Origin of the sequence: Paracoccus lutimaris (assembly GCF_003337565.1) — a bacterium.
Lineage (GTDB): Bacteria > Pseudomonadota > Alphaproteobacteria > Rhodobacterales > Rhodobacteraceae > Paracoccus > Paracoccus lutimaris.
In genome coordinates, this window is sequence record NZ_QPJL01000006.1 from 118,709 (window position 1) to 143,560 (window position 24,852).

The following is a 24,852-nucleotide window of genomic DNA, read 5'->3' on the forward strand; positions in this document are numbered from 1 at the left end:
TGACAGTCTTGCGACACGGCCCCGAAAACGCAAAGGTTTTTTCCCGAATTGCCCAAACCGGCAGGGCCGTTGACGTCAGGGAACCAGCGACAGATCGACATGCATGGTCTTGCCGCCCACGCGATAGACCGCGGCGACGCGCTGCCCGGCCTGCGCCGGATGCAGCGAGCCCAGCGAGCCCAGCGAAATGACCGAGCCAGGCTTCAGATCATAGCCGCCATGCTCGACCAGCCACAGCACCACATCCAGCGGATGCTCCAGCAGCATGTCGGCCTGGGCGGTATCGACGGTCTTGCCATCGACACGCAGGCTGACGGTCAGCCCGGCCAGATCGCTGATCGGGTCCTTGAGGTCGGCAATGGCGATGCCGCGCCCAAGCACCCCGCGCCAGGGCGTCACCCCATAGGCCGCCATCAGCGGCCCGGTCGGCGTCACGCCTTTTTGCAGCGCCATGTCGGGCAGTTCGACAAAGGGGCGCAGATCCTTCAGCGCCGCCACCGCCTCTTCGCGGGTCTTGGCCTGCATGATCGCGGCATCGCCCACGGTGACGATCAGATCGGCCTCGTAGAAGGGCGTCCGGCTGCCCGCCATGCTGACCCGCGCACCATCGGGCAGCAGCATCGGCGCGAAAAGCGCCCCCGCGACCGGGGCATCGATGCCGAATTTTTCCTGCACGGGTTTCGAGGTGAAGCCGACCTTGACGCCCACCGGGGCGCCCAGCTCGGCCTCAAGGACGCTGCGGAAGGTGGCATAGGCGCATAGCCCGTCCTCAAGCGTGCGGACCTGCGGATCGGGCAGGCGCTGGCCGGCGATCCAGCCGCGCGCGGCATTCTGCATCAGCGAGCCATCGGGACAGGCAGCCTGACCCGCCCCAGCAAACGGCAGCAGGAATGCCCCCAGAACCAACCATTTCATACCCAGACCTCGCCGATATTCCTGGTCCGGAACGATGCCGCAATGCGACGCGACTGTCACCGGGATTCTTCAGCCTGCGTTTGCATGGCCCGGCCCGGCTTTGCATCCCCCGCGCCATCCCCTAGAAGGGCGGGACCCCAAATGACAAGGGCTGGCATGAGCGACCAACCGACCCCGATGATGGCGCAATATCTGGCGATCCGCGAGGCCAATCCCGGCGCGCTGCTGTTCTATCGCATGGGCGACTTCTACGAGATGTTCTTTGACGATGCCGTTGCCGCCTCGGCCGCGCTGGATATCGCGCTGACCAAGCGCGGAACGCATCAGGGCGAACCGATCCCGATGTGCGGGGTGCCGGTCCATGCCGCCGAAAGCTATCTTCTGACGCTGATCCGCAAGGGGTTCCGCGTCGCCATCGCCGAGCAGATGGAGGACCCCGCCGAGGCCAAGAAGCGCGGTGCGAAATCCGTCGTCGCCCGCGATGTCGTCCGCCTTGTCACCCCCGGCACCCTGACCGAGGAAACCCTGCTTGAGGCACGGCGCCACAATTTTCTGGCGAGTTTCGCCACCGTGCGCGACGAATCCGCGCTGGCCTGGGTCGATATCTCGACCGGCGAGTTCCGCGTCATGCCCTGCCCCCCCGCGCGGCTCGGCCCGGAACTGGCCCGCCACGCCCCGCGCGAATTGCTGGCCGCCGAGGGGTCGCGCCTTGACGATATCGCGCTTGAGGCCGGTGCCGCGCTGACCGAACTGCCCGCCGGCAGCTTTGATTCCGGCGCCGCGCAGCGCCGCCTTGGCGCGATGTTCAATGTCGAGACGCTGGACGGGTTCGGCCATTTCAGCCGCTCTGAGCTGGCCGCCATGGGCGCCATCGCCGATTATCTGGACCTGACCCAGAAAGGCCGGATGCCGCTGATCCGCCCCCCCGTGCGCGAGGCCATGGGCGGCGCCATGCAGATCGACGCCGCGACCCGGCGCAATCTGGAACTGACCCAGGCCCTGTCCGGCGGGCGCGAGGGCAGCCTTTTGGCCGCCATCGACCGCAGCGTGACCGCAGGCGGCGCACGGCTGCTGGAGCGGCGGATCAGCGCCCCCTCGCGCGAGCTGGGGCTGATCCATGCCCGCCAATCCGCCGTCGCGCATCTGGTCGAGGATCCGCGCCTGACCGCCGATCTGCGCGACGCGCTCAGCCGCGCGCCCGACATGGACCGGGCGCTGTCCCGGCTGGCGCTGGAACGTGGCGGCCCGCGCGATCTGGCCGCGATCCGCGCCGGCCTGACCCAAGGCGCCGCCATCGCCGCCATGCTGGGCGATGACGAGATCGTGGTTCTAGCCGAGGCCGCGCGCGATCTGACCGGCCATGACGCCCTGATCGACCTGCTGGATGATGCGCTGGTGGCGGAACCCCCGCTTTTGACCCGCGACGGCGGCTTTACCGCGCCCGGCCATGACGCCGATCTGGACGAAACCCGGCGTCTGCGCGACGAGGGGCGCGGCGTCATCGCCGGCATGCAGGCCGACTATATCGCCGAAACCGGCGTCACCAGCCTGAAGATCAAGCACAACAACGTGCTGGGCTATTTCATCGAGACCACCTCGACCCATGCCGAAAAGATGCTGGCCGCGCCGCTGAACGCGCGCTTCATCCACCGCCAGACCACCGCCAACCAGATCCGTTTCACCACGGTCGAACTGTCGGAACTGGAAACCCGCATCCTGAACGCCCGCGACCGCGCCTTGGAAATCGAACGCGAGGTCTTTGCCCGCCTGACCCGCGCCGTGCTGGATCAGGCCGGCTCCATCGGTCAGGCCGCCCGCGCATTGGCCGAGATCGACCTGAGCGCCGCCTTTGCCGATCTGGCATCGGGCGAGGGCTGGACGCGCCCGCAGGTCGATGAAAGCCGCGCCTTTGTGATCACGGGCGGCCGCCACCCGGTCGTCGAACGCGCCCTGAAACGCAAGGGCGAGGCCTTCGTCGCCAATGACTGCGCCCTGACCCAAGGCGATACCCCGGCGATCTGGCTGCTGACCGGTCCGAACATGGCTGGCAAATCGACATTCCTGCGCCAGAACGCGCTGATCGCCATCCTTGCGCAGGCGGGCGGCTTTGTCCCCGCCAGCCACGCCCATATCGGCCTTGTCAGCCAGCTTTTCAGCCGCGTCGGCGCGGCGGACGATCTGGCGCGCGGCCGCTCGACCTTCATGGTCGAGATGGTCGAGACCGCCGCGATCCTCAATCAGGCCGACGATCATGCGCTGGTGATCCTTGACGAGATCGGGCGCGGCACCGCGACCTGGGACGGGCTTTCCATCGCCTGGGCGGTGATGGAGCATCTGCACGCCAAGAACCGCTGCCGGGCGCTGTTTGCCACCCATTACCACGAGATGACGGCGCTGTCCGCCCGCCTGCCCGGGGTCGAGAACGCCACCGTCGCCGTCCGCGAATGGGAGGGCGAGGTGATCTTTCTGCACGAGGTCAGAAAGGGCGCCGCCGACCGCAGCTATGGGGTGCAGGTCGCGCGTCTGGCGGGCCTGCCGCCTTCGGTCGTCGAACGCGCCCGGGAAATCCTGCACCAGCTTGAAAGCGGCGAGGACAAGGGCGCGGGCCGGCCCGCCGCACTTCTGGACGATCTGCCGCTGTTTCGCGCGGCCCCCAGCCCGGCCCCCGCGCCCGCCCCTACACTCAAGGCCCAGCCCTCGGCCATCGAGGAGCGGCTGCGCGCGCTGAACCCCGACGCCATCACCGCGCGCGAGGCGCTGGATCTGCTCTATGAACTCAGCGGGATGCTGACGGAAAAGACCTAGATCTGGATATTGACGAAGCTGTCGCGCAGCGCCGCCGACCAGGCCGCCGACATGGCCATGAAGGCCGGGTCGCCCTCGTCGATGCGGCGGCGCTGGCTGACGCGGCAGTCGTCGCGCTCGATGACCGCCAGATCCAGCGGCATCCCCACCGACAGGTTTGACCGCAGCGTCGAATCCATCGACAAAAGCACCGCCTTTTTCGCATCCGACAGGCTGGTTTCGGGCGTCACCACCCGGTCAAGGATGGGCTTGCCGTATTTGTGCTCGCCGATCTGCAGATAGGGCGTGTCATCGGTCGCCTCGATGAAGTTCCCCTCGGGATAGATCAGGAACAGGCGCATGGTGCCGCCGGCGCGCTGGCCGGCGACGATCATGCTGGCGCTGGCCTGCTGGCTGAGGTCGCGGCACTGCTCGGTGATGTCGCGACGCGTGCGGTTCAGCGTGTTGCCGATGATCGTGGCGACTTGCAGCATCGTCTCGGCCCGCATGATCGAGCTGGTCTCGTCGGCATCGGGGGCCTCGATCGCCTCTTGCAGGCGCGCCAAGGTGGTCTGGGTCACCGACAGGCTGCCCGCGGTCATGATCACGATCACCCGCTCGCCCGGGTTCTCGAAATGGAACATCTTGCGATAGGTCGAGATGTTATCCAGCCCGGCATTGGTGCGGGTATCAGACAGCAGCACAAGCCCCGCATTCAGCTTGAGTCCGACGCAATAGGTCATGGTCTTTTCCGAGGATTCGCGTTTCGCGGTCAGATAGAGGCGCCCGCGCGGCTGCGCAACGGGCTTATTGCTCCTGCTCCATTTCCTCGACCTGCACGCGCACGTCCAGACTTTCCTCGCCCGAACCAAAGGTCGTGCCCCGGACCGGCGCCGCATCCTGTGCGTCATAGCCCGACCCCAGCCGCACATAGCGGTCATCCGGGCAGCAGGCATTGGCCGCATCGAACCCGACCCAGCCCAGCGACCCGACATGGATCTCGGCCCAGGCATGGGCGGCGTCATGGGGCGTGCCATCGGCGTTGGAATGCAGATAGCCCGAGACATAGCGCGCCGGCATTCCGTGGACATGGGCGCAGGCGATCAGCGCATGGGCATGGTCCTGACAGACCCCCTGCCCCAGCGCCAGCGCCTCGGCGGCGGTAGTCACGGATTCGGTGACGCCCGGCACATAGGCGATGGCCTCGCTGACGGCGGCGGCAAGCTTGTGGGCCAGATCCAGCGCATCCTCGCCCGAGACGGATTGCGCCAGCTCGCGCAGCGCTGCGTCGGGCTTGGTCAGCGCGGTGTCGCGCAGATAGACCAGCGGGTTGATCGTTTCGCGATGGCCGCGCAGCACGCCCGCCGTGTCGCGGGTCTCGATCAGGCCCGAGATGGTGACGGTGACCTCGTCGACCGGGCCGCGCACGGTCCAGGCCTCGATCCAGTCGCCTGCGCCGTCGCGAAAGGCCGCGCCGCGTTCGCCGTCGGTGACGGCGATGGACCAGTCGCCGACCCGCTGGCCCTCATGCGCCGAAGGCGTCAACCGCAGGCTTTGCACAAGCCCCCGCACCGGCTGGTCGTAACGATAGCTGGTCTCATGGATGATTTTCAGCTTCATGGCATCGCCCCCTTACATCCGGCCGCTGAGGTAATCGTCATGCACCGCGTTCGAGATGCTGGAGACCTCGGTGATGAACCAGGACAGGAATTCGTGCAGCCCATCGTCAAAGATCCGCTCGATGTCATGGGCGACCAGCGCGTCCAGCGTCTCATGCGCCTTGGCCTTGGCGGTGGCGGGAACCTGATCGCCATAGCGGCGCGCCAGCCCGTCCAGATGCCAGACCGCCTCGTAAAGCGAGGTCAGGAGCGAACGCGGGCTTTCCCCGTTCAGGATCAGGAAATCGGCCACCTTGGTGGCGGTGATGTCGCCGCCGTAAGCCCAATGGAACGCGCGATGCGCCGACAGCGCCCGCAGGATCACTTGCCACTGGTAATTGTCCAGACCCGAGCCGACGAATTCGACCCGCGGCAGCAGCACGTAATATTTCACGTCCAGCAGGCGCGCGGTGGCGTCGGCGCGCTCCAGCGAATAGCCCAGATTGATGAAATGCCAGCCATCATTGCGCAATTGCGTGGCGTTGATCGCACCGCGCACCGCCGAGCTGTGGCGGGTGGTGAAATCGGTCAGCATGGCGGGGTCAAGCTGGCTGCGCCGCTTGCGCTCCAGCGCGCGCAATTCCTGGAAGGCGGTGTTCAGCCCGTCCCAGACCTGACTGGTCAGCGCGGTGCGCACGATCCGGCCGCTTTCGCGCGCCTGCTCGATGCAGGACGCGACCGAGGACGGGTTGTCATGGTCGAAAAACAGCCAGGATTCGATGTTTTCCTGAATGATCTGGTCGCCATAGCGTTCCGAGAAGGCATGACTGGCCCCCGAGGCGCGCAGCAGCGATTCCCATTCGTTGCGATAGCCCTCTTCGGTATTGGGCAAAAGCGTGATGCGCGCGCCCACGTCCAGCAGACGGGCGGCGGTTTCCGAGCGTTCCAGGTGGCGGCCCATCCAGAACAGGTTCGAGGCGGTGCGGCTGAGCATATCTTGTCCCCTTCCCTTATTCCGACAGGACCCAGGTGTCCTTGACCCCGCCGCCCTGCGACGAGTTCACCACCAGCGAGCCTTCGCGCAGTGCCACGCGGGTCAGCCCGCCCGGCACCAGTTCGATCCGGTCGCCACACAGGCAATAGGGCCGCAGGTCCACATGGCGCGGCGCGATCCCCTCATCAACGAAGGTCGGACAGGTGGACAGGGCCAGCGTCGGCTGGGCGATGTAATTGCTGGGATCGGCCTCGATCTTCTTGCGGAAGGCCTCGACCTCGTCCTTGGTCGATTTCGGGCCGACCAGCATGCCATAGCCGCCCGAGCCGTGGACCTCCTTGACCACAAGATCCTTGAGGTTGGCCATGACGTATTTGTAGTCGTCTTCCTTCCACAGGGTCCAGGTCTGGACGTTGTTCAGGATCGGCTCTTCACCCAGATAGAAACGCACCATTTCCGGCACAAAGGTATAGATCGCCTTGTCATCGGCCACGCCCGCGCCCGGCGCCGAACAGATCGACACCCCGCCCGAGCGATAGACATCCATCAGCCCCGGCACACCCAGCATGGAATCGGGGCGGAAGCACAGCGGGTCGATGAAAGCGTCATCGATGCGGCGATAGATCACGTCGACGCGCTTGGGCCCCTGCGTTGTGCGCATGTAGACAAAGCCCTTGTCGACGAACAGATCGCTGCCCTCGACCAGTTCGACCCCCATCAGGTTGGCAAGGAAGCTGTGTTCGTAATAGGCGCTGTTGTAATGGCCCGGCGTCAGGATCACGACCGTCGGCGTGCCCTCGCATTTCGCTGGCGCGACCGAGGCCAGCGTGCGGCGCAGGATCTCGGGATACTGGTCCACCGGCTCGATGCGGCTGTTGCGGAACAGGGCCGGGAACATCCGCATCATGATTTCGCGGTTTTCCAGCATGTAGCTGACGCCCGAAGGCGTGCGGCAGTTGTCCTCGAGCACATAGAATTCGTCGCGGCCGGTGCGCACGATGTCGATGCCGACGATATGCGAATAGACCCCGCGCGGCGGCACGAAACCGACGACGGCCTTTTCATAGGCCTCGTTCTGATAGACCAGCCGGGCCGGGATGCGGCCGGCGCGGACGATCTCGCCCCGGCCATAGACGTCGCGCAGGAATGCGTTCAGCGCCCGAGCACGCTGCTTGATGCCGCGCTCGAGCTTGCGCCATTCGTTTTGCAAGAACACGCGCGGCATCATGTCAAAGGGGATCAGCCGGTCCGGGTCGCCCCCCTCGCCATAGACTGCAAACGTAATTCCGATGCGGCGGAACAGGTCCTCGGCCTCGGCCTGCTTCATCTGACGGATCTCGGCCGGCATGGTCTCGACCCAGTCGGAGAGCATGGCATAGGGTTCCCGCACCACACCACCATCGACCATCTCGTTATAATATGTCGTCATCACTGGCACCCTCACCTATGCCTGTGATCTTCGCATCTGCATCGGCGCTGTCCACAGCGCGCGCCCCAGAAGCGACAGCGAATCTGGCATTTATTTTGCGGTGTCAGAGGTGTTTGCCTGAAAAATAGGCAGACTTGTCGCCGAAAGGTTGACGCCGGGAAACATCGGCCGGACATGGAAAAGCGCCGCGAGAATCGCGGCGCCCCTGCCCGGATCGCGGGTTTCTCAGATGACGATCAGGTCGTTCTGCAATGCGGCGACATTGGTCAGGCCGTTGACGGTCAGCAAGTTTCCATTGCCGAAATCAAAGACGATGCTGCCGCCGACCACCGTGGCATCGGCCAGCAGCTGCGCGACGCTGCGCGCCCCTCCGCCCCAGGCCGCGTCGTCGATGCGGATGGTATCCACGTCATCGGCGAAATCGGTGATGATGTCGCCGCCGGACCTGAAGACGAAATTGTCGCTGCCGCCACCGCCTGTCAGCGTGTCGCTGCCGTCATTTCCGGACAGGAAGTTGGCGGCGGCATTGCCCCGCAGCACGTTCGACAGGGCGTTGCCAAACCCGTGCTGCACGCCGGTGCCAACCATGACGAGGTTCTCGACATTGGCCGCCAGCGCCAGGGTTGTGGTGGCGCGCACGGTGTCGGTCCCGCCGCCCGCGGCCTCCGAGATGACATCCTGACCGTCGGTGCTGTAGATGTCGTTGCCGGCGCCGCCGCTCAGCAGGTCCCGGCCGTTTCCGCCGTTCAGCCAGTCGTCGCCGTTCCCGCCGAACAGGGTGTCGTTGCCGCCGCTCCCGAACAGCGTGTCGGCACCGCCCAGCCCTTGCAGCACGTTGATCGCGTTGTTGCCGATGACGTTGTTGTCGAGCTGGTTCCCGACGCCGCTGCGCGCGACGCCCCGGCTGAGGTTCAGGTTTTCAAGTTCGGCACCCAGCCGATAGCCCATAATGCTGTAGACCGTGTCGATGCCGCCATCCACCGCCTCGGAAACGATATCGCTTTGATCGAGGAAATAGACGTCGTTGCCCGCGCCGCCGATCAGCCGGTCGGCGCCCTGATCGCCAAACAGCGTATCATTGCCGGAAAAGCCGTAGATCGTGTCGCTGCCCGCGCCGCCGCGGATCATGTTGCTTGCGCTGTTGCTCAGCACATAGTCGTTGCCCGAACCGGTCAGCAGCTCCTCGATCATCGTGCCCTCGACGATCGAGATGTTGCCGATCAGGCCATAGGCGCTGGATATGGCGCCCGGTGTCAGGTTGATGCGCTGGTCGTTGCTGTCCATGCGCATGTCCAGCCGGTCGACACCGCCCTGATCGAAGATGGTAAAGGTGATGTCGTCGCGCCGCGAGCTGTCGCGCAGCAGGGTGGCGATCACCTCATAGCTGGGGCCGGCATTGGTCAGCTCGCCATAGGTGTTGTTGCCGGTCCGGATCGTCGTCGCGCCGTAAAGATCCTGCATGGCCAGGATATCGGCCATCATCGCCGAGGCGACAAAGGCAAGGCTCGCATTGACGGCGGTGTTGTCGGTCTGGCTGAAATAGGACATGACCGACGCCTGCCAGCTGTCGTTCAGATAGCTGTTGTCGATGCCATAGGTCGCCGAGCCGTTGTAGTTCCCGGCGTGACCCAGCCCCAGCGCATGGCCGATCTCGTGGATATAGGTCTGATAGGAATAGGTATTGTAGCCTGAGCCATAGGTCGTCAGCCAGTCGCGTCCGACATTGACAAACGAGCTGGAGATCTGGTTGCCAAAGACCTCGGAGGTGGAATAGGCCCCGGAGGCATTGTCATCGAAGGTGATATGGATTGGATCGCCGGCCTCGGGATCGCTGTCGAAGGTGATCCCCAGCACCGATTCCCAGGCCGCCAGCGCCATCTTGGCCAGCGCCAGGCCCCCGTTGGTCAGCCCCGAAAGGTCCACGTTCAACGTGCCGCCCTGCTCGACGTCAAAGGCCCGCCGCGCGCCGCCCTGCGTCTCCCAGAAACCGTCGGTCAGTTGCTTGGCGATCTCATCCATGCTGAGCATGCCTGAACCCGCCTGCTTCTCGATCTCAAGGCTGTATGCGCCGCTGTAGGATCCGGAATAGCTGCCCGCCTCAAGGTAATAGGTGCCCGGCGCGGTGACGTTCAGCACCACACGCGAGTTGTAGCCCTGGCCGCCATCGTCATCATAGGCGATCTGCGCGCCACCGGCATCCATGACCCGCAAGAAGGGATCCGACAGCGGATCCGCCGTGCCACGGCCATCCAGCGTGACGACATAGGTTCCCGGCTGCAGCGTCACGCGCACCCAATCCGCATCACCACTCGTCGTCAGCGTACCGTTGAATGTGTCACCGGCCGCGATGCTGTAGGTGGTGGCGCGCGATGCTGCGGCATCCGCACCCTCAAGGCGCAACGCATGTGCATTCGCAGGCTCTGACTGCGGCGGCGCAGTGAACTGCTCGGGCGAATTGAACAGGTTCGGCTTCAAACTCATCGAAATGATCCTCGTGAAAAGTTACTCTTGCAGAGAGGGAAGAGGTGTGCGTGCCAGCAGCGTCCGGGCGAAACCATCGATGCGATCCTCGGGAATGGCGGCCACATCCATGGCGGAAAGCTCGCCCTGCGGCCCTAGCTGGCGCAAGCCGCCCTGCTCGACCGCCAGACGCGCCTTCAACATTCCGGGTTGCGGCGTCTCGGCCTCAAGAACCAGCCGGATCGGTGCCTCGTCCTGCAATTGGCGGCCATCTTCGCGCAAGGCGGCCCCGATCGCGGTACAAAGCCGCGACACCGCCGGCGCGGCGTCAGCGGGGCAGACAAGAGACACCGGACCAGCCTGGGCTTGCGTCCCGTCGCTCATGGCGCAGGCCGCCACGAGGGCGCTGGACAGCAAAAGACAACGCATGAAAACATCTTTCAACCAACGATGAGAGGCCAAGGATCGGCTTCGCCGTTAGGGTAACGGCAGGCGTCGAACGCATCAATGCCAGCGGACCTGTCCTTTCCGGCAGAGGGCGGCATCGCGCCGCCAATTCCCGGGCGAAACAGACCGGTAAAAGTTGGCGATTGTATATTTGACAAACCCGGTCCGTGAGGTAGCCTCGGATTACCTTTAGGGAGATTCGAGTATGCCAATCTATCTTGTTGCCTATGACCTTAATAATCCGGGGCAAAACTACGAAAGAATTACACAAACCTTGAAGGGTTTCGCGCATTGCCACGCTCAAGGGTCAGTCTGGTTTGTCGAGGCAAAAGGCCCTACCACCGCTCTCAGAGACGCTCTCGCTGCCGTTCTTGATGCTAACGACAAGTTGTTCGTGGATGAGGTCAGCGGCGCTTGGGCGGGCAAGAGTATGCCCGTTTGCGGGAAGTGGCTTAATGATCGCGGCCTGTAGGCCCTGCTGCTTGCTCATTTGCATCTCAATACCTCACTCGTCTTTTGACGGCTTCCTGTCGTCGGGCTTCTGCTTCACGATCTGCCTAAGCCGTTCTTCAAACCGTTCGTCGTCGTCGTCCGTCTCTAGCTGGCGGGCGGCTTCCTTGAACTTGTCGAGTTGACTCTGTTTGGTGGTGGTCATCTAGTTCTCTGATGGCGCATTCATTTAACGTATATATAGACGAATCTGGCGATGATGGCATGGCCAAATTCAGGGGTGCCGGAGATGGCGGTGGTGCGTCTAACTGGCTTGCGGTGGGCGCATGTGTCGTTCGGTCTAGCAGAGACTTGGAACTAGTGGCACTGCGAGATCGAATCAGGCAAGAATGCCGACCCCGTTCGTCTAAGAGGGAAATCCACTTCAAGGACTTCAACCACAATCAGAAGCGTCGTGCATGCCAGATCATAGCCGGTCAACCGCTTAGGTTCTCATGTGTCTTGGGTCTCAAGAACACCCCGAATGCCGGAACATTTGTGCAGAAAAACCAGCTTTACTTCTACCTGACGCGATACCTCATTGAGCGCGTTTCCTGGCTGTGCCGTGACAAGCGCCCCTCCGTCCCGGAGGGTAATGGAACGGCGAAGATCGTTTTCTCGCGGCGTGGAGGACTTAGCTATGACGGCTTCAGAAGCTATCTGGAGCTTCTGAAGGACCGTCATGAAACACAAATTCACTGGCCCGTAATCGACATTGCGTCCGTGGACGCCCAAGACCATTCGCGAGTTGCGGCACTGCAGATTGCAGATTGCGGCGTGAGTGCAATTGCTGCGGCAATGGAGCCAGACCTTTATGGCAACGTGGAGGCGTCGTACCTGCACGAACTTGCGGGCAACATTTACAATAGGCGCGGAAACTTCGCGAGTTACGGCCTAAAGACCCTGCCCCCGTTAGATCAGGCTAACCTGAGCCAACAACAAGCCGAATCATTTCAGAGGTTTAGGTAGGGTAGCCCCCCGGCCCATGATTGCGTCTCCGCCTGCGGCTTTTAGGCCACTCTGGGGTTTTCCGGCGCATGACTACCCAACTGAAATATGGGGGATTATACCCAGACCGTCAAGAACCCGTTGTTAGGCCGACGATATGTCAGGCGCTTTCCTGCTACGCCACGCAGTGCGATCAGGCCGCGTTCCGCGTCTTCAACTCCATGCGCCACACGATTGTTATAGCGAAACTCGAACTCTGCCGCGTAACGGTGCAGGTGCTTCTTTCCGCAGTGCTGATAGACGCCCTTCATGCCGCGCTTGAAGATGGAGAAATAGCCCTCAATCGTGTTCGTGTGGACAACGCCACGGCCATACTCGCCCTTGCTGTGCGTGGTGAAATCGTGCTCAGCAAAGTCCTTGTCGATGCCGGTGTATTGCTTTGCCTCGTCGGTGTAGACAGTCGCTTCCTTGGCAATGTTATCGCGCAGGATCGGCAGAAGCGTTGCCTTGGTCACATCGTCCACGACGATGGATTTGGCGCGGCCTGTGGTGCGATCCACGAGGGACAGCATGGCGTTCTTGTGGGCATAGCCGCGCGCGCCTTTGGCTTTCTTCTGCTTGGTGCCGATGAAGGTTTCATCGACCTCAACCACGCCGCCGCCGTTGCCGAAGTTCACAGCGCCATCGCTGCGCATGGCTTCGCGGATGCGGTGAGACATGAACCACGCGCTCTTGTGGGTGATTTCTAGAACGCGGTGAAGCTGATGGCTGCTGATGCCCTTCTTGCTGGATACCATCAGGTGAATGGCTTGCAGCCACTTGTGCAGCGGAATGTGGCTTTCCTCGAAGATCGTGCCAATGCGCACGGTGAACTGTTTGCGGCACTCAGCGCACTTCTTGAGTCCGTGACGTTCAACGCCTTCCGGGTTCTTCTTGGAAGGCTTGGAGCGAACGCCAGTCAGCACATAGACCTTGCCGCAGTTTCCGCAATGCGGGCAGACCGGACCATCAGGCCAGATGATGCTTTCGACATGCGCAAAGGCTGCGGCTTCGTCGTGCATGTAAGGCTTGGACAAAACGGACATGATGGGTTCCTCAACTCTATGACCTCAATATAGGGTCACAGGTTGGGTTTGTCAAATATACAATCGCCTAAAAGTTGAAGAATATGCTTCGCATTCGGTCGCCGCGAAAATGAGTTTCGCTAACGCCCGGGTAAGAGTTCCGGGTTAATCTGGGTCGTCAACACTCCCGATGGCGATGGATGGCAGGAAAGAAGATGCAACTGACACTGGTCCCCGAACGCGACAGGCTGACGATCCATGTCGACGAAAAGCGGCTGGATGCAGCCATTGCGACGGCATTCAAGGATCAGGTGCGCAGCTTGATCGACAATGGCGGCCCGACCGTGACACTGGATCTGGGCGGCGTCGAATTCATGGACAGTTCCGGTCTCGGGGCGGTGATCGCGATCTTCAAGGCCATGCCCGAGGGGCGAAAGCTGGAACTGACCGGTCTGACCCCGAATGTCGAGCGGGTGTTCCAGCTGACACGGATGGACACCGTGCTGACCATCCGCCGGCCGGCACAGGCCAGTCCTCGCGATCAGGCCCGTGGCGCCTGCTGATGAACGCCGAACCGGGACCCGAAAGGAAGCGCCTGCGTCAGGTTCCGCCCGGGCGCCATCCGATGCTGCACAGGATCTTTCGCGCCGATCCCCTGACCGTACGCGAGGCCCTGGGCTATCTGCGCGAAAGGTTCGACGGCAGCGCCGCCGAGGATGTCATCGCCAAGGTCGAACTGGCACTGGCCGAGGTGCTGAACAATATCTGCGAGCATGGCTGTCAGCGCGACGCCGAGCGGCTGGGCGGCCGCGTCCATACGCCGCTGATCCACCTTTGCGTCGCCCGCCATACAGGCGGCATCGCCTGTGCGATCACCGATGACGGCCAGCCGCTGCCGCCGGCCTGTCTCGACCCGAAGACCCTGCCCTATATCCTGCCCGACCCGCCGGACGAAGATATCATCGCCATGCTGCCGGAAGGCGGTTTCGGCTGGTACATGATCCAGGATCTGACCGCCTCGCTCAGCTATTTCCGCGAGGGGCGGCGGAACTTCCTCGCCTTCATCGTTCCGGTCACCGAACCGCTGATCCATGAATCGGCGCTGGCCGGCGAGGGCTAGGCCAGCAGCGATCGGGCGGCTGCATGTTCTGGCGGTCAGTTCAGCCCGAATTGCAGCGGGTAGCGGCCATCGCTAAACTCGCCGAACATCTCGGGCACCTCGGGGTGGTCCAGCGGCTCGCCCGAACTGTCAGGCAGCAGGTTCTGCTCCGAGACATAGGCGACGTAATAGGTCGCCTCGGTTTCGGCATAGAGGTGGTAGAACGGCTGATTGCGGGACGGGCGCGATTCTTCGGGAATGGATTCGTACCATTCCTCGGTATTGGCAAATTCCGGATCCACATCGAATACAACGCCACGAAACGGGTGTTCGCGATGGCGCACGACCTGGCCCAGACTGTATTTCGCGGTCTTGGTGTTCATCCGCATCGGTCCGTTCCTGTTTGGCGGGGCTATTACATCCCCGCCGCTCGACTGTCCACCTTTTGCGCCGGGATCTGCGACCAAGAATAATAGAATGCGATGGGATCAACGGTCCGACACAAGGCCCGGTTTCCCTCCGATCACTCGGCGGGAAGTGCCTCGCCCGGTTCCAGCGCCACGGTCGAAATCGCCATCTTGGCCGAGCCCTCCTGCAGCTCATTGGCGTGGGCCAGATAGATCAGGACCTGATTTTTCTCGTCATAGATCCGCTTGACCCGCAGCGACTTGAAGATCAGCGAGCGCGAGGCGCTGAACACATCCTCGCCCTTTTCGCCCCGGCGAATGTCGCCGATGCGGATCGGCCCGGTCCGCGCGCATTCGATAGCCGAATTCGAGGGATCCTCGAACCAGTTGCCCTGACTCAGCCGGTCCAGGATCGAGCGGTCGAAATAGGCCAGATGACAGGTCACACCCTGCACCAGCGGATCGGCGACCGCATCGACGATGATGTCATTGCCGGTCCAGTCCACGCCCACCCGGCCGACCTCTTCGGCCATGGCCGGGCCGCTCATCAGTGCCAGCAAGGCAAGCCATCGCATCATCCGATCCCTCCGCGCATGGGTGTCGCGCGCAGGATGGCAAGCCCCGGCAAAAGGCGCAAGCATCCTCGCAACGCCGCCGCTCAGGATCGTTTCAGCCGGCTTTCGATCAGCAGATCCGCCTCGTCCAGAATCGGATGCGCGACCGAGACGATATGCGCATTCACCCGCTTGAGGTCGCGCAGGATGTCCAGATGCAGCGACGAGGTGCGCTGGCTTTCCTCGCGCCCCTCGCGCAGCCGCGTCAGGTGGCGCTGCGCCGAAAGCCGCTCCAGTCGCCGGATCTCGACCTTTTCCTCCATCAGTTGCCGGGCCAGATCGCGGTCGCGGGTCATGAACACGGTCTGGGCCACGCGCAGGTTCTCGATGGTCATCAGGAACAGCCCGTCCAGTTCGCGATAACCCTCGTCCGAGAAACGCAGCGACAGGCCAACCTTCTTGCGGATCTCGGGGGCCAGCCCCTTGTGGATGATGTCGCCGACATGTTCCAGGTTGATGACGTAATCAAGGATGGTGATGGCCTGCCGCCGCTCGGCCTCGCCGGCGTCGCGGCCAAGGCGGGACAGGAACAGCTTGACCTCTTGCTGCATGCGGTCGACGCGCTCTTCCAGCACCGCGACCTCGGCCAAAGGCGCATCATCGCTGCGGGCAAAGGCCGTACGGGTCTGTTGCAGCATGCGTTCGACCACATCACCAATGGCCATGGCCGCGCGGCTCGCGCCCGCCAGCGCGATGGCCGGCGTTTCCAGCGTCACCCCGTCAAGGATCGGCACGCCGATCTGCGGCACCTCGTCGACCTCGGGCAGAAGGCGCGCGATCAGCCGGGTGATCAGCCCCGAGAACGGCCAGATCGCCACTGCCAGCGCAAGGTTGAAGGCCAGATGCGCCTCGACCGCAAGCCCGGTCCGGGGCAGCGGCATCGCGGTCAGCAATTGCGCCGCCTGCCCGGCCAGCGGCAGCGCGATCAGGCAGCCGGTGGCGCGCACGACCAGATTGCCCAGCGTGACGCGGCGCGCGGGGATACCCTGCCCCGCAGTCGCCAGCAGCGGCGGGATCGCCCCGCCCAGATTGGCCCCCAAAACCAGCACTACCGTCAGCGCCGGATCAGTGCCCAGGGACAGGATCAGCATCACCACCGCCAGCGAGGACGAGCAGATCACCGCAAGCCCCGCCGCGAATGCCAGCGCCACCGGCCAGGCATTGCCCAGCATGGCCAGAAACGCCGCCATGGCCGGGGATTCGCGCAAGGGCACCGTCGCCTGCGACAGCAGCGCCAGTGACAGAAGCATCAGCGCGATGCCGATCAGCGCCAGCCCCGCCCCCGACCATTCCCGCCGCGACTGCCGGCGCAGGACATAGCCCGCCAGCAGCAGGCCCGGGGCCAGCGCCTCAAGCCCGAAGGCGACGATCCATGCGGTCAGCGCCGTGCCCAGATTGGCCCCCAAAAGCACGATCTGCGCCATGCGGGGCGCGATCATGCCGCGATCCACGAAGGAGGCGGTCATCAGCGCCGTCGCGGTCGAGCTTTGCAGCCCCAGCGTCGCCACCAGCCCCGACAGGAACGCCCGCAGCCCGGTTTGCGTGCCCAGTCCCAGCGCCATCTTCAGCCGCATGCCAAAGGCACGCACCATGCCGTCGCGCACCAGACCCAGCCCGAACAGCAGCAGCGCCACGGCCCCGGCCAGCTGAAGAATGACGGATAGCGACTGCACGGCGGCTCACCTTCTGCGACCGCCCGCAGGGGGGCGGCACGAATGACATCTGACTGTCATAATGGACCGCCCTGCGAATCCGTCAATGGACCGCAACCATTTGAACGATTTAGCCAGGTGGAGATGCCGCAGCGTCAGTGCCGCGCGATCAGCGCCCGCCCCTCGCGGGTCAACAGCTGCGGCGGCGCATCGTCAAAGACCACCGCGCTCAGCGGCCCGCCATAGGCCGCACCGGTGTCGATGGCCAGACGGTTGCCGAAATGCGTGACATGATCGACGACGGTATGGCCATGCACGACCAGCGGGCCGTGATCGGTCCGATCATCCAGAAAACCGTTGCGGATCCACAAAAGGTCATGCTCGCTTTGCCGTGCCAGATCGACACCCGGCCGGATGCCGGCATGAACGAACAGCGCCCTTGGCGTCAGATGCCACAGGGGCAGCGATTCCAGCCAGCGCAGATGCGCCTCGGGGACCTCGCGCAGCACCTCGGCATGGGCGCGGGCATGATCGCCGTCATACTCGATCCCGTATGAGGCCAATGTCTCGGCCCCGCCCAGCGAGGGATGGTCCAGCCAATGCTTGCCCGAGCCCAGCCCGGCATCGATCCAGTCCGGCTGGCGGGCAAAACGCGGCAGGAAACGGTCGTGATTGCCCCTGAGTACGATCCAAGGCCGCCCCTCGGCCTGCCCGCGCATCAGATGCTCGACGACGCCGCGCGAATCCGGGCCACGATCCAGCAGATCGCCAACATGGATGATGGTGCCGCCACCGCCATGGGCGGCATCATCCCCGGCGATCAGCTCATGCGCGGATTTCAACAGCTCAAGCTGGCCGTGGATATCGCCGATGGCATATAGGCGCATGCCGTCCCTCCGAAACGCGAAACCCCCGGAGGTTACTCCGGGGGCTTGCAAGGTTCAAACCTCGAAATGCAGCGGGCGAACCTGCAGGAACTTGCCGGTGGCGCGCAGCGCCTCCAGCACCTCGGGGCGCAGCGCCTCGTCCAGATAGAGGATGGCGATGGCGTCATTGCCCGCGCCGGTCCGGCCCAGGGTAAAGTTCGCGATGTTCACCCCCAGATCGCCCAGCGTCATCCCCAGCGCGCCGATCACACCCGGCACATCCTTGTTGCGGGTATACAGCATATGCTCGCCGATCTCGGCATCGACATTGATGCCGCGGATCTGGATGAAACGCGGCTTGCCATCGCTGAAGACCGTCCCGGCGATCGAGCGCTCGCGCGTGTCCGTCACCACGGTCGCCTTGATATAGCCGTCAAAAACGCCGGTCTTGGCCTGCGTGGTCGTGGCGACCTGCACACCGCGCTCATGCGCCATGACCGGGGCCGAAACCATGTTCACATCCGGGTTCGTGGCCTTCATCACGCCCGCGATCACCGCCGCGTTCAGCGCCTTCAGGTTCATCTCGGAGGCAACGCCGTCGTAAAGCACGTTGATCGCCTTGATCGGCTCATCGGTCATCTGGCCGATAAAGGCGCCCAGATGCCCGGCCAGCTTGATCCACGGCCCCATGACAGCAGCCTCCTCGGCCGTGACCGAGGGCATGTTCAGCGCGTTTTGCACCGCGCCGGTCAGCAGGTAATCCGCCATCTGCTCGGCGACCTGCAGGGCGACGTTTTCCTGCGCTTCATTGGTCGAGGCCCCCAGATGCGGCGTCACCACCACATTGGGCAGGTTGAAGAGCGGGCTTTCCGTCGCCGGCTCGACCGCGAACACGTCCAGCGCGGCGCCGGCGACGTGACCCGACTTCAGCAGATCAGCCAGCGCGTCCTCGTCGATCAGGCCGCCCCGCGCAGCATTGACGATGCGCACGCCCTTCTTGGTCTTGGCGAGGTTCTCGCGCGACAGGATATTGCGGGTCTTGTCGGTCAGCGGCACGTGCAGGGTAATGAAATCCGCCTTGGCCAGCAGCTCGTCCAGCTCGACCTTCTTCACGCCCAGCTCGACCGCGCGATCTTCGGACAGGAAGGGGTCATAGGCCAGAACCTTCATCCGCAGCCCCAGCGCCCGGTCGATCACGATCGAGCCGATATTGCCCGCACCGATGATGCCCAGCGTCTTGTTGAAGACCTCGACGCCCATGAAGCGGTTCTTTTCCCACTTTCCGGCATGGGTCGAGACGCTGGCCTCGGGCAATTGCCGCGCCACGGCAAACATCAGCGCAATCGCATGCTCGGCTGTGGTGACGCTGTTGCCAAAAGGCGTGTTCATCACGATCACGCCTTTTTTCGAGGCCGCCGGGATCTCGACATTGTCGACCCCGATCCCGGCGCGGCCGATCACCTTCAGATTGGGCGCGCTTTCCAACAGCTTCGCCGTCACCTTGGTGGCCGAGCGGATCGCCAGACCGTCATACTGACCGATAATCTCGGCCAGCTTATCCTTGTCCTTGCCGACATCCGGCAGGTAATCCACTTCGACGCCGCGATCACGAAAGATCTGGACGGCGGTTTCCGACAGCTTGTCCGAAACAAGAACCTTGGGCATTTTCATCATCCTCTGGATAAGCAGGGGTGCGCCAGAAAACCGGCGTCACATCTTCTTTCATGGGAAAATATCCCGGGGTCCGGGGCAGAGCCCCGGTCCGGCAGCGACATCACGCGGATTGCGCCTCGATCTCGGCGTTGAAGGCATATTCGATCCACGGCATCAGCGCCGCGACATCGGAGGCCTCGACGGTCGCCCCGCACCAGATCCGCAGCCCGGCCGGCGCATCGCGGTAAGCGCCCGCATCCAGCGCCACGCCCTCTTTCTCCAGCCGCTTGGCGACGGCCTTGGCGAAAGCGGCGGCATCCTTGATGCGCGGATCGGTGAATTTCAGGCACACGCTGGTGGTCGAGGCGGTGGCCGGATCCTCGGCCAGATCGGCGATCCAGTCCTTGCCGGCGATGAAATCCCGCACCGCGCCCGAATTGGCATCGCAACGCGCGATCAGGCCCTTCAGCCCGCCCAGCGACTGCGCCCATTTCAGCGCCACCAGATAATCCTCGACGCACAGCATCGAGGGCGTGTTGATCGTCTCACCCTTGAAGATGCCCTCGATCAGCTTGCCGCCCTTGGTCATGCGGAAAATCTTGGGCATCGGCCATGCCGGGACATAGCTTTCCAGCCGCTCGACGGCGCGCGGGCTCAGGATCAGGACGCCATGCGCCCCTTCGCCGCCCAGCACCTTCTGCCAGCTGAAGGTCACCACATCCAGCTTGTCAAAGGGCAGGTCCATGGCAAAGGCCGCGCTGGTCGCGTCGCAGATCGTCAGACCGGCGCGCCCTGCCGGGATCGCATCGCCATTCGGGACCCGCACCCCCGAGGTCGTGCCGTTCCAGGTGAAAACCACGTCATTGTCGAAATCGACCTGCGTGAAATCGACGATCTGGCCATAGGGCGCCTTGCGCGTCACCGCGTCCAGCTTGAGCTGCTTCACGACATCCGTGACCCAGCCTTCGCCAAAGCTCTCCCAGGCCAGCATCTCGACCTTGCGCGGGCCCAGAAGCGACCACAGCGCCATCTCGACCGCGCCGGTATCCGAGGCGGGAACGATGCCGATCCGGTAATCTGCGGGAACGCCAAGGACCTCGCGGGTCAGGTCGATGGCCTCGGCAAGTTTCGACTTGCCAATCGCGGCACGATGCGAGCGGCCAAGCGGCGCGTCAGCAAGCATATCCAGCGAAAAATTGGGGATCTTGGCACAGGGGCCCGAGGAGAAGCGCGGATTGACCGGGCGCGCAGCCGGAGCAGTCATGCTCATATGTGTAGCCTTCCAGCTAGATAGCGCCGCGTTGGGGCGGCGTGTCCCGCTGACGGCGATATATCGGGCCGCAGATTCCCGCAAGAGGGATTCTTGAGCCCCGATCCGCCTTTGCCTCACCCCCGCATCGGGTTGCATGGCTGTCAACCCGCGATAACTTGCCGCGACAGACGAGCACAGGCAATTCACCATGAAATATCTGCCGATCTGCGCGAGCATCATCCTTGCTGTCGCCGGGTTTCTCACGCCGGCCGGGGCCAACGAAACCTTCCCCGTCCTGGAACCCGATGCAGTGCGATCGGCATATGAAGACGCACGGACAGATTGGCTGCCCCTCCCGAACAAGGTCAGGGATGCCTTTCTCGTGGCCGAAGACCGCGATTTCCGCAATCGCCCGGCGGGCCGGTCGCTGATCACCTCAAGCATAACGAACTGGTATCCCCAGCCGGGTATGGACAGGTCATTCGCGGTATCAATGGCCATTGCACGGGCCTTGAACCGCGAAGAAATTCTGGACTGGTTCATCCATGGCGTTTATCTGGGGCAAGGCTGCTTTGGCGTCGATGGCGCGGCCATGGCTTATTTCGGCAAGAGCTCCCCGGAACTTGAACTGCACGAAGCGGCGCTTCTGGCGGCGATCATTCAGGCACCGGCAAGACTCAACCCCTCCCTCCTCCCTGACCGCAGTCTGAAACGGCGCAACCACGTCCTGAAAAGCATGGCGAAACACGGTTTCATATCCGCAGAAGAGGCAAGCGCCGCGGTCGCGAAGCCCCTATCGGTCCGGGTCCCGTTGGGGAAATGCGAATGAGCCGCACAAGTTGACCTGAGGCGCGCCCCCCGATTGCACCCCCGCCCCGCATTCGCTAGTGCAGCCCCAGCCATCCGCAGCGGAGCCCCCCATGTTCACCGTCACCATCCTTGCCGCCCCCAGGTGCGCCGACCTGACGCAAACCCTGGTCGATGACCTGCGTGCCCAATGGCAGGGCGGCCATGTGATCTGGCTCAGCGAGGGCATCGCCGCCGAATTCCCGCTCGAGACCCAGCCCGCCGATTTCTGGGCCGTCTGGGAAATCCTGCAAACGCAGGGCTTCGATCTTGCTATCCAGCCCACTTTGGGACGGCGCAAGGCGGTGCTGCTGGCCGACATGGATTCGACCATGATCCAGCAGGAATGCATCGACGAGCTGGCCGATGTCGCCGGCGTCGGCCCCCACGTCGCCGCCATCACCGCGCAGGCGATGAACGGAGAGCTTAATTTCCACGAGGCCCTGATCGCTCGTGTCGCCCTGCTGGCGGGCCTGCCGGAAACCGCCGTGGACGAGGTTCTGGACACGCGCATCACCCTGATGCCGGGCGGGCGGCAACTGGTCGCCACCATGCGCGCGCAGGGCGCCTATACGGCGCTGGTCTCGGGCGGCTTCACCGTATTCACCGGCCCGGTCGCGACCGCGCTGGGGTTCGACGAACACCGCGCCAACACGCTTCTGGCCGACAATGACGTGCTGACCGGCCATGTCGCCTTGCCGGTTCTGGGCCGCGAAGCCAAGGTCGAGGCCCTGCAGGACATCACCGCCGCGCGCGGGCTGACCCCCGCCGATGTGATTGCGGTCGGCGACGGCGCCAATGACCTTGGCATGCTGCAACTGGCGGGCACGGGGGTCGCGGCGCACGCGAAACCCTCGGTTGCGGCGCAGGTGAATATCCGAATCAACCATGGCGATCTGACCGCGCTTCTGTATCTGCAAGGCTACGCGGCCGAGGAGTTCGTCGAATAAGACCCGCGCGCGTCGCATCCCAGCCGCACCCAGCCCCGAAACCGGCGCCAATGGCGGCTCACGAACTTGCGATTACAACGGTTCGGTGACAAAAGCAGGACATGAGTCCTCGTCTTAAAGCTTTGTCCGTTCATTTGCTTACCGCGACCGGCGCCGTCTGGTCCATGCTCGCCCTGCTGGCCGCGGGCAAGGGCGACTGGCCGGAAATGTTCTTCTGGCTGGTGATCGCGCTGATCGTGGACGGGATCGATGGCCCCTTGGCGCGGCGCTATGACGTCACGCGCTACTGGCCGACCTATGACGGCGTGTTGATGGACCTGATCATCGACTACCTGACCTATGTATTCATCCCGGCCTATGCGCTGTTCATGTCGGGTCTGCTGCCCGGCTGGACCGGCTGGATCGCGATCATCGCCATCACCTATGGCAGCGTGCTCTATTTCGTCGACACCCGGATGAAGACCAAGGACAACTCCTTCGCGGGCTTTCCGGCCTGCTGGAACATGCTGGTGCTGGTCCTGTTCGCATTGAAGCCGAACTTCTGGATCATCCTGATCGTGGTGGTGGCGCTGACCTATACCATGTTCACCAATATCAAGTTCATCCACCCGGTCCGCACCGTGCGCTGGCGGGCGATCTCGCTGCCGATGACCGCCGCCTGGGTGGTCTTCGCAGTCTGGGCGGTGCTGGACGATTTCCACCCCGACAGCATTGCCCGCTGGGGCCTGCTTGTGACCTCGCTCTGGCTGACCTTCGCAGGCCTCGCCCAGCAACTGACCGAGAGACGGGCTTGATCGCCAGGCCATTTACCCGGAAGCTGCCCCCGACAGGTTAACCAAAAAAGGGGCGCGCATGTTCGCCAGATTCCTGCAAACGGCCGCCCTGACGGCCCTGCTTGCCACGCCGGCCCTTGCCGCGCCCGACACGATCACGCTGGCCATGGTGCTTGAGCCCCCGAACCTCGACCCGACCGGCGGCGCCGCCGCCGCCATCGACGAGGTGGTCTATGCCAACCTCTTCGAGGGGCTGACCCGCATCGGCCCCGATGGCAGCGTCAAGCCGGGTCTGGCCGAAAGCTGGGATGTGGCTGATGACGGCAAGGCCTATACCTTTCATCTGCGCCCCGGCGTGACCTTCCATGACGGCGCAGGTTTTGACGCGCAGGACGTGATCTTTTCGCTCGACCGCGCCCGCGCGCCCGACAGCACCAATGCCCAGAAGGGACTGTTCGAAGGCATCGAGACCGTCGAGGCCATCGACCCCCAGACCGTGCGCGTGACGCTGAAAGCCCCGGACGGCGCCTTTCCCTTCAAGATGGCCTGGGGCGACGCGGTGATGCTGGACCCCGCCAGCGTCAAGGAGATCGCCACCCATCCGGTCGGCACCGGCCCGTTCAAATTCGGCGAATGGAAACAGGGCGACCACATCACCCTGACCGCCTATGACGGCTATTGGGGCGAGAAACCGGCGCTGAAGACCGCGACCTTCCGCTTTATCGGCGACCCGACGGCGGCATTCGCGGCAATCATGGCCGGCGATATTGACGCCTTCCCGATCTATCCGGCGCCCGAGACGCTGGCGCAGATCCAGTCCGATCCGCGCTTCAAGGTGCTGGTCGGCACCACCGAGGGCGAGACGATCCTGGCGATGAACAACGCCAAAGCCCCGCTCGACAATGCCAGGGTGCGCGAGGCCATCGCCCATGCGGTGAACCGTCAGGACATCATCGACGGCGCCATGTTCGGCTATGGCACCCCGATCGGCACGCATTTCGCCCCCCATCACCCGGATTACACCGACCTGACGGCGAAATCCGCCCATGACCCGGAACTGGCGAAAAAGCTCCTGGCGGATGCCGGCGTCACCAACCTGACGCTGCGCCTTGCCCTGCCGCCCACCCCCTATGCCCGACGCGGCGGCGAGATCGTCGCGGCGGAACTCCGCGCCATCGGCATCGAGACCCAGATCACCAATATGGAATGGGCGCAGTGGCTGGAGCAGGTCTACAAGAATGCCGATTACGACCTGACCATCATCAGCCATGTCGAGCCGATGGATATCGGCATCTATGGCCGCGACAAATATTACTTCAACTACCAGAACCCGGCCCTGCGCGAGGTGCTGACGAAACTCGATGCCGCCACCGACCCAAGCGAACGCTCAAACCTGCTGAAACAGGCGCAGGAAATCATCGCGAATGACTATGTCAACGCCTACCTGTTCCAGCTGGCGAAAACCGGCGTCGCCAAGGCCGAAATCGAAGGCCTGTGGGAAAACGCCCCCATGCCCGCCAATGACCTGACCGGCGTCCACTGGAAAGACTAAGGGCGCCCCCACAGCGCCCCCCTCACCCAGTTTCTTCTTCACTCAAATATCCATCGAACG

General features: G+C 63.7%; 24 protein-coding genes. 9 read left to right on the top strand and 15 right to left on the bottom strand.

Annotated features, from left to right (window positions below; translation table 11 throughout):
• Positions 1 to 75: 75 nt before the first annotated feature.
• Entirely contained in the window at positions 76 to 915 is an 840-nt protein-coding gene (locus tag DFP89_RS07665) for a 2-keto-4-pentenoate hydratase (RefSeq protein ID WP_114348840.1), read from the bottom strand.
• Positions 916 to 1,071: 156 nt separating this feature from the next.
• On the opposite strand from DFP89_RS07665, the gene mutS reads away from it, so the two are divergent.
• Positions 1,072 to 3,720, top strand: a complete 2,649-nt coding sequence (gene mutS, locus DFP89_RS07670) for a DNA mismatch repair protein MutS (protein WP_114348841.1) — start codon at positions 1,072 to 1,074, stop codon at positions 3,718 to 3,720.
• Here mutS and DFP89_RS07675 read toward each other — a convergent pair.
• The 6 genes from DFP89_RS07675 to DFP89_RS07700 all read right to left on the bottom strand — a co-directional run bounded on the left by DFP89_RS07675 (position 3,717) and on the right by DFP89_RS07700 (position 10,609).
• Positions 3,717 to 4,442: an Ntn hydrolase family protein gene (locus DFP89_RS07675; protein ID WP_114348842.1), complete on the bottom strand. Its 726-nt coding sequence runs from the start codon at positions 4,440 to 4,442 to the stop codon at positions 3,717 to 3,719. The two genes, mutS and DFP89_RS07675, sit on opposite strands and share 4 nt — an antisense overlap.
• A gap of 64 nt (positions 4,443 to 4,506) precedes the next feature.
• A complete protein-coding gene (locus tag DFP89_RS07680) occupies positions 4,507 to 5,319 on the bottom strand; it encodes a transglutaminase family protein (RefSeq protein WP_114348843.1) in 813 nt (270 codons plus the stop codon).
• 12 nt (positions 5,320 to 5,331) lie between these two features.
• Positions 5,332 to 6,291, bottom strand: coding sequence for an alpha-E domain-containing protein (locus DFP89_RS07685; RefSeq protein WP_114348844.1), 960 nt, complete (start codon positions 6,289 to 6,291; stop codon positions 5,332 to 5,334).
• A gap of 16 nt (positions 6,292 to 6,307) precedes the next feature.
• Positions 6,308 to 7,720 (bottom strand): circularly permuted type 2 ATP-grasp protein, encoded by a 1,413-nt coding sequence (locus DFP89_RS07690; RefSeq protein WP_114348845.1) that lies wholly within the window; start codon positions 7,718 to 7,720, stop codon positions 6,308 to 6,310.
• A gap of 225 nt (positions 7,721 to 7,945) precedes the next feature.
• A complete protein-coding gene (locus DFP89_RS07695) occupies positions 7,946 to 10,201 on the bottom strand; it encodes a M10 family metallopeptidase (protein ID WP_114348846.1) in 2,256 nt (751 codons plus the stop codon).
• A 21-nt stretch (positions 10,202 to 10,222) separates the two neighbouring features.
• A complete protein-coding gene (locus DFP89_RS07700) occupies positions 10,223 to 10,609 on the bottom strand; it encodes a hypothetical protein (protein WP_114348847.1) in 387 nt (128 codons plus the stop codon).
• Between the two features lie 223 nt (positions 10,610 to 10,832).
• Between DFP89_RS07700 and DFP89_RS20100 the strand changes: the two genes are divergently transcribed.
• A complete protein-coding gene (locus DFP89_RS20100; protein ID WP_147273285.1) occupies positions 10,833 to 11,099 on the top strand; it encodes a hypothetical protein in 267 nt (88 codons plus the stop codon).
• A gap of 33 nt (positions 11,100 to 11,132) precedes the next feature.
• On the opposite strand, the gene DFP89_RS20300 is transcribed toward DFP89_RS20100, so the two are convergent.
• Positions 11,133 to 11,282, bottom strand: coding sequence for a hypothetical protein (locus tag DFP89_RS20300; protein ID WP_181870283.1), 150 nt, complete (start codon positions 11,280 to 11,282; stop codon positions 11,133 to 11,135).
• 11 nt (positions 11,283 to 11,293) lie between these two features.
• On the opposite strand from DFP89_RS20300, the gene DFP89_RS07710 reads away from it, so the two are divergent.
• Positions 11,294 to 12,085, top strand: a complete 792-nt coding sequence (locus tag DFP89_RS07710; RefSeq protein ID WP_114348849.1) for a DUF3800 domain-containing protein — start codon at positions 11,294 to 11,296, stop codon at positions 12,083 to 12,085.
• Positions 12,086 to 12,180: 95 nt separating this feature from the next.
• Here DFP89_RS07710 and DFP89_RS07715 read toward each other — a convergent pair whose 3' ends face one another.
• On the bottom strand, positions 12,181 to 13,149 hold the full coding sequence (locus DFP89_RS07715) for an IS1595 family transposase (RefSeq protein WP_114348850.1): 969 nt from the start codon (positions 13,147 to 13,149) through the stop codon (positions 12,181 to 12,183).
• Positions 13,150 to 13,343: 194 nt separating this feature from the next.
• Between DFP89_RS07715 and DFP89_RS07720 the strand changes: the two genes are divergently transcribed.
• Together DFP89_RS07720 and DFP89_RS07725 are read left to right on the top strand one after the other, a co-directional pair.
• Positions 13,344 to 13,691, top strand: a complete 348-nt coding sequence (locus tag DFP89_RS07720) for an STAS domain-containing protein (RefSeq protein WP_114348851.1) — start codon at positions 13,344 to 13,346, stop codon at positions 13,689 to 13,691.
• Positions 13,691 to 14,248 (top strand): ATP-binding protein, encoded by a 558-nt coding sequence (locus DFP89_RS07725; protein ID WP_114348852.1) that lies wholly within the window; start codon positions 13,691 to 13,693, stop codon positions 14,246 to 14,248. The genes DFP89_RS07720 and DFP89_RS07725 overlap by 1 nt, the downstream gene beginning before the upstream one ends.
• 35 nt (positions 14,249 to 14,283) lie before the next feature.
• On the opposite strand, the gene hspQ is transcribed toward DFP89_RS07725, so the two are convergent.
• From hspQ to DFP89_RS07755, 6 genes are all read right to left on the bottom strand, one after another.
• On the bottom strand, positions 14,284 to 14,616 hold the full coding sequence (gene hspQ / locus DFP89_RS07730; RefSeq protein WP_114348853.1) for a heat shock protein HspQ: 333 nt from the start codon (positions 14,614 to 14,616) through the stop codon (positions 14,284 to 14,286).
• Positions 14,617 to 14,750: 134 nt separating this feature from the next.
• The gene (locus tag DFP89_RS07735; RefSeq protein ID WP_114348854.1) at positions 14,751 to 15,212 is read right to left on the bottom strand and encodes a CreA family protein; all 462 of its coding nucleotides are present in this window, start codon (positions 15,210 to 15,212) and stop codon (positions 14,751 to 14,753) included.
• Between the two features lie 80 nt (positions 15,213 to 15,292).
• A complete protein-coding gene (locus tag DFP89_RS07740) occupies positions 15,293 to 16,921 on the bottom strand; it encodes a Na/Pi cotransporter family protein (protein ID WP_114348855.1) in 1,629 nt (542 codons plus the stop codon).
• 134 nt (positions 16,922 to 17,055) lie between these two features.
• Complete coding sequence (locus tag DFP89_RS07745) at positions 17,056 to 17,787, bottom strand: metallophosphoesterase (RefSeq protein ID WP_114348856.1); 732 nt, start codon at positions 17,785 to 17,787, stop codon at positions 17,056 to 17,058.
• Between the two features lie 54 nt (positions 17,788 to 17,841).
• Positions 17,842 to 19,431 carry a phosphoglycerate dehydrogenase gene (gene serA, locus DFP89_RS07750; protein WP_114348857.1) on the bottom strand — a complete coding sequence of 530 codons (1,590 nt, stop codon included), beginning with the start codon at positions 19,429 to 19,431 and terminating at the stop codon, positions 17,842 to 17,844.
• A 109-nt stretch (positions 19,432 to 19,540) separates the two neighbouring features.
• Positions 19,541 to 20,689 carry a phosphoserine transaminase gene (locus tag DFP89_RS07755; protein WP_114348858.1) on the bottom strand — a complete coding sequence of 383 codons (1,149 nt, stop codon included), beginning with the start codon at positions 20,687 to 20,689 and terminating at the stop codon, positions 19,541 to 19,543.
• Between the two features lie 190 nt (positions 20,690 to 20,879).
• Between DFP89_RS07755 and DFP89_RS07760 the strand changes: the two genes are divergently transcribed.
• From DFP89_RS07760 to DFP89_RS07775, 4 genes are all read left to right on the top strand, one after another.
• The gene (locus DFP89_RS07760; protein WP_114348859.1) at positions 20,880 to 21,500 is read left to right on the top strand and encodes a transglycosylase domain-containing protein; all 621 of its coding nucleotides are present in this window, start codon (positions 20,880 to 20,882) and stop codon (positions 21,498 to 21,500) included.
• A gap of 91 nt (positions 21,501 to 21,591) precedes the next feature.
• Positions 21,592 to 22,467 carry a phosphoserine phosphatase SerB gene (gene serB, locus DFP89_RS07765; protein ID WP_114348860.1) on the top strand — a complete coding sequence of 292 codons (876 nt, stop codon included), beginning with the start codon at positions 21,592 to 21,594 and terminating at the stop codon, positions 22,465 to 22,467.
• A 101-nt stretch (positions 22,468 to 22,568) separates the two neighbouring features.
• Positions 22,569 to 23,261, top strand: coding sequence for a CDP-alcohol phosphatidyltransferase family protein (locus DFP89_RS07770; protein ID WP_114348861.1), 693 nt, complete (start codon positions 22,569 to 22,571; stop codon positions 23,259 to 23,261).
• A gap of 58 nt (positions 23,262 to 23,319) precedes the next feature.
• Complete coding sequence (locus DFP89_RS07775) at positions 23,320 to 24,792, top strand: ABC transporter substrate-binding protein (protein WP_114348862.1); 1,473 nt, start codon at positions 23,320 to 23,322, stop codon at positions 24,790 to 24,792.
• The last annotated feature ends 60 nt before the right edge of the window (positions 24,793 to 24,852 follow it).

Bases quoted from the DNA above. Each gene is read 5' to 3' on its own strand.
- DFP89_RS07665 (WP_114348840.1), bottom strand. From the start codon at position 915: ATGAAATGGTTGGTTCTGGGGGCATTCCTGCTGCCGTTTGCTGGGGCG.
- mutS (WP_114348841.1), top strand. From the start codon at position 1,072: ATGAGCGACCAACCGACCCCGATGATGGCGCAATATCTGGCGATCCGC.
- DFP89_RS07675 (WP_114348842.1), bottom strand. From the start codon at position 4,442: ATGACCTATTGCGTCGGACTCAAGCTGAATGCGGGGCTTGTGCTGCTG.
- DFP89_RS07680 (WP_114348843.1), bottom strand. From the start codon at position 5,319: ATGAAGCTGAAAATCATCCATGAGACCAGCTATCGTTACGACCAGCCG.
- DFP89_RS07685 (WP_114348844.1), bottom strand. From the start codon at position 6,291: ATGCTCAGCCGCACCGCCTCGAACCTGTTCTGGATGGGCCGCCACCTG.
- DFP89_RS07690 (WP_114348845.1), bottom strand. From the start codon at position 7,720: ATGACGACATATTATAACGAGATGGTCGATGGTGGTGTGGTGCGGGAA.
- DFP89_RS07695 (WP_114348846.1), bottom strand. From the start codon at position 10,201: ATGAGTTTGAAGCCGAACCTGTTCAATTCGCCCGAGCAGTTCACTGCG.
- DFP89_RS07700 (WP_114348847.1), bottom strand. From the start codon at position 10,609: ATGCGTTGTCTTTTGCTGTCCAGCGCCCTCGTGGCGGCCTGCGCCATG.
- DFP89_RS20100 (WP_147273285.1), top strand. From the start codon at position 10,833: ATGCCAATCTATCTTGTTGCCTATGACCTTAATAATCCGGGGCAAAAC.
- DFP89_RS20300 (WP_181870283.1), bottom strand. From the start codon at position 11,282: ATGACCACCACCAAACAGAGTCAACTCGACAAGTTCAAGGAAGCCGCC.
- DFP89_RS07710 (WP_114348849.1), top strand. From the start codon at position 11,294: ATGGCGCATTCATTTAACGTATATATAGACGAATCTGGCGATGATGGC.
- DFP89_RS07715 (WP_114348850.1), bottom strand. From the start codon at position 13,149: ATGTCCGTTTTGTCCAAGCCTTACATGCACGACGAAGCCGCAGCCTTT.
- DFP89_RS07720 (WP_114348851.1), top strand. From the start codon at position 13,344: ATGCAACTGACACTGGTCCCCGAACGCGACAGGCTGACGATCCATGTC.
- DFP89_RS07725 (WP_114348852.1), top strand. From the start codon at position 13,691: ATGAACGCCGAACCGGGACCCGAAAGGAAGCGCCTGCGTCAGGTTCCG.
- hspQ (WP_114348853.1), bottom strand. From the start codon at position 14,616: ATGCGGATGAACACCAAGACCGCGAAATACAGTCTGGGCCAGGTCGTG.
- DFP89_RS07735 (WP_114348854.1), bottom strand. From the start codon at position 15,212: ATGATGCGATGGCTTGCCTTGCTGGCACTGATGAGCGGCCCGGCCATG.
- DFP89_RS07745 (WP_114348856.1), bottom strand. From the start codon at position 17,787: ATGCGCCTATATGCCATCGGCGATATCCACGGCCAGCTTGAGCTGTTG.
- serA (WP_114348857.1), bottom strand. From the start codon at position 19,431: ATGCCCAAGGTTCTTGTTTCGGACAAGCTGTCGGAAACCGCCGTCCAG.
- DFP89_RS07755 (WP_114348858.1), bottom strand. From the start codon at position 20,689: ATGAGCATGACTGCTCCGGCTGCGCGCCCGGTCAATCCGCGCTTCTCC.
- DFP89_RS07760 (WP_114348859.1), top strand. From the start codon at position 20,880: ATGAAATATCTGCCGATCTGCGCGAGCATCATCCTTGCTGTCGCCGGG.
- serB (WP_114348860.1), top strand. From the start codon at position 21,592: ATGTTCACCGTCACCATCCTTGCCGCCCCCAGGTGCGCCGACCTGACG.
- DFP89_RS07770 (WP_114348861.1), top strand. From the start codon at position 22,569: ATGAGTCCTCGTCTTAAAGCTTTGTCCGTTCATTTGCTTACCGCGACC.
- DFP89_RS07775 (WP_114348862.1), top strand. From the start codon at position 23,320: ATGTTCGCCAGATTCCTGCAAACGGCCGCCCTGACGGCCCTGCTTGCC.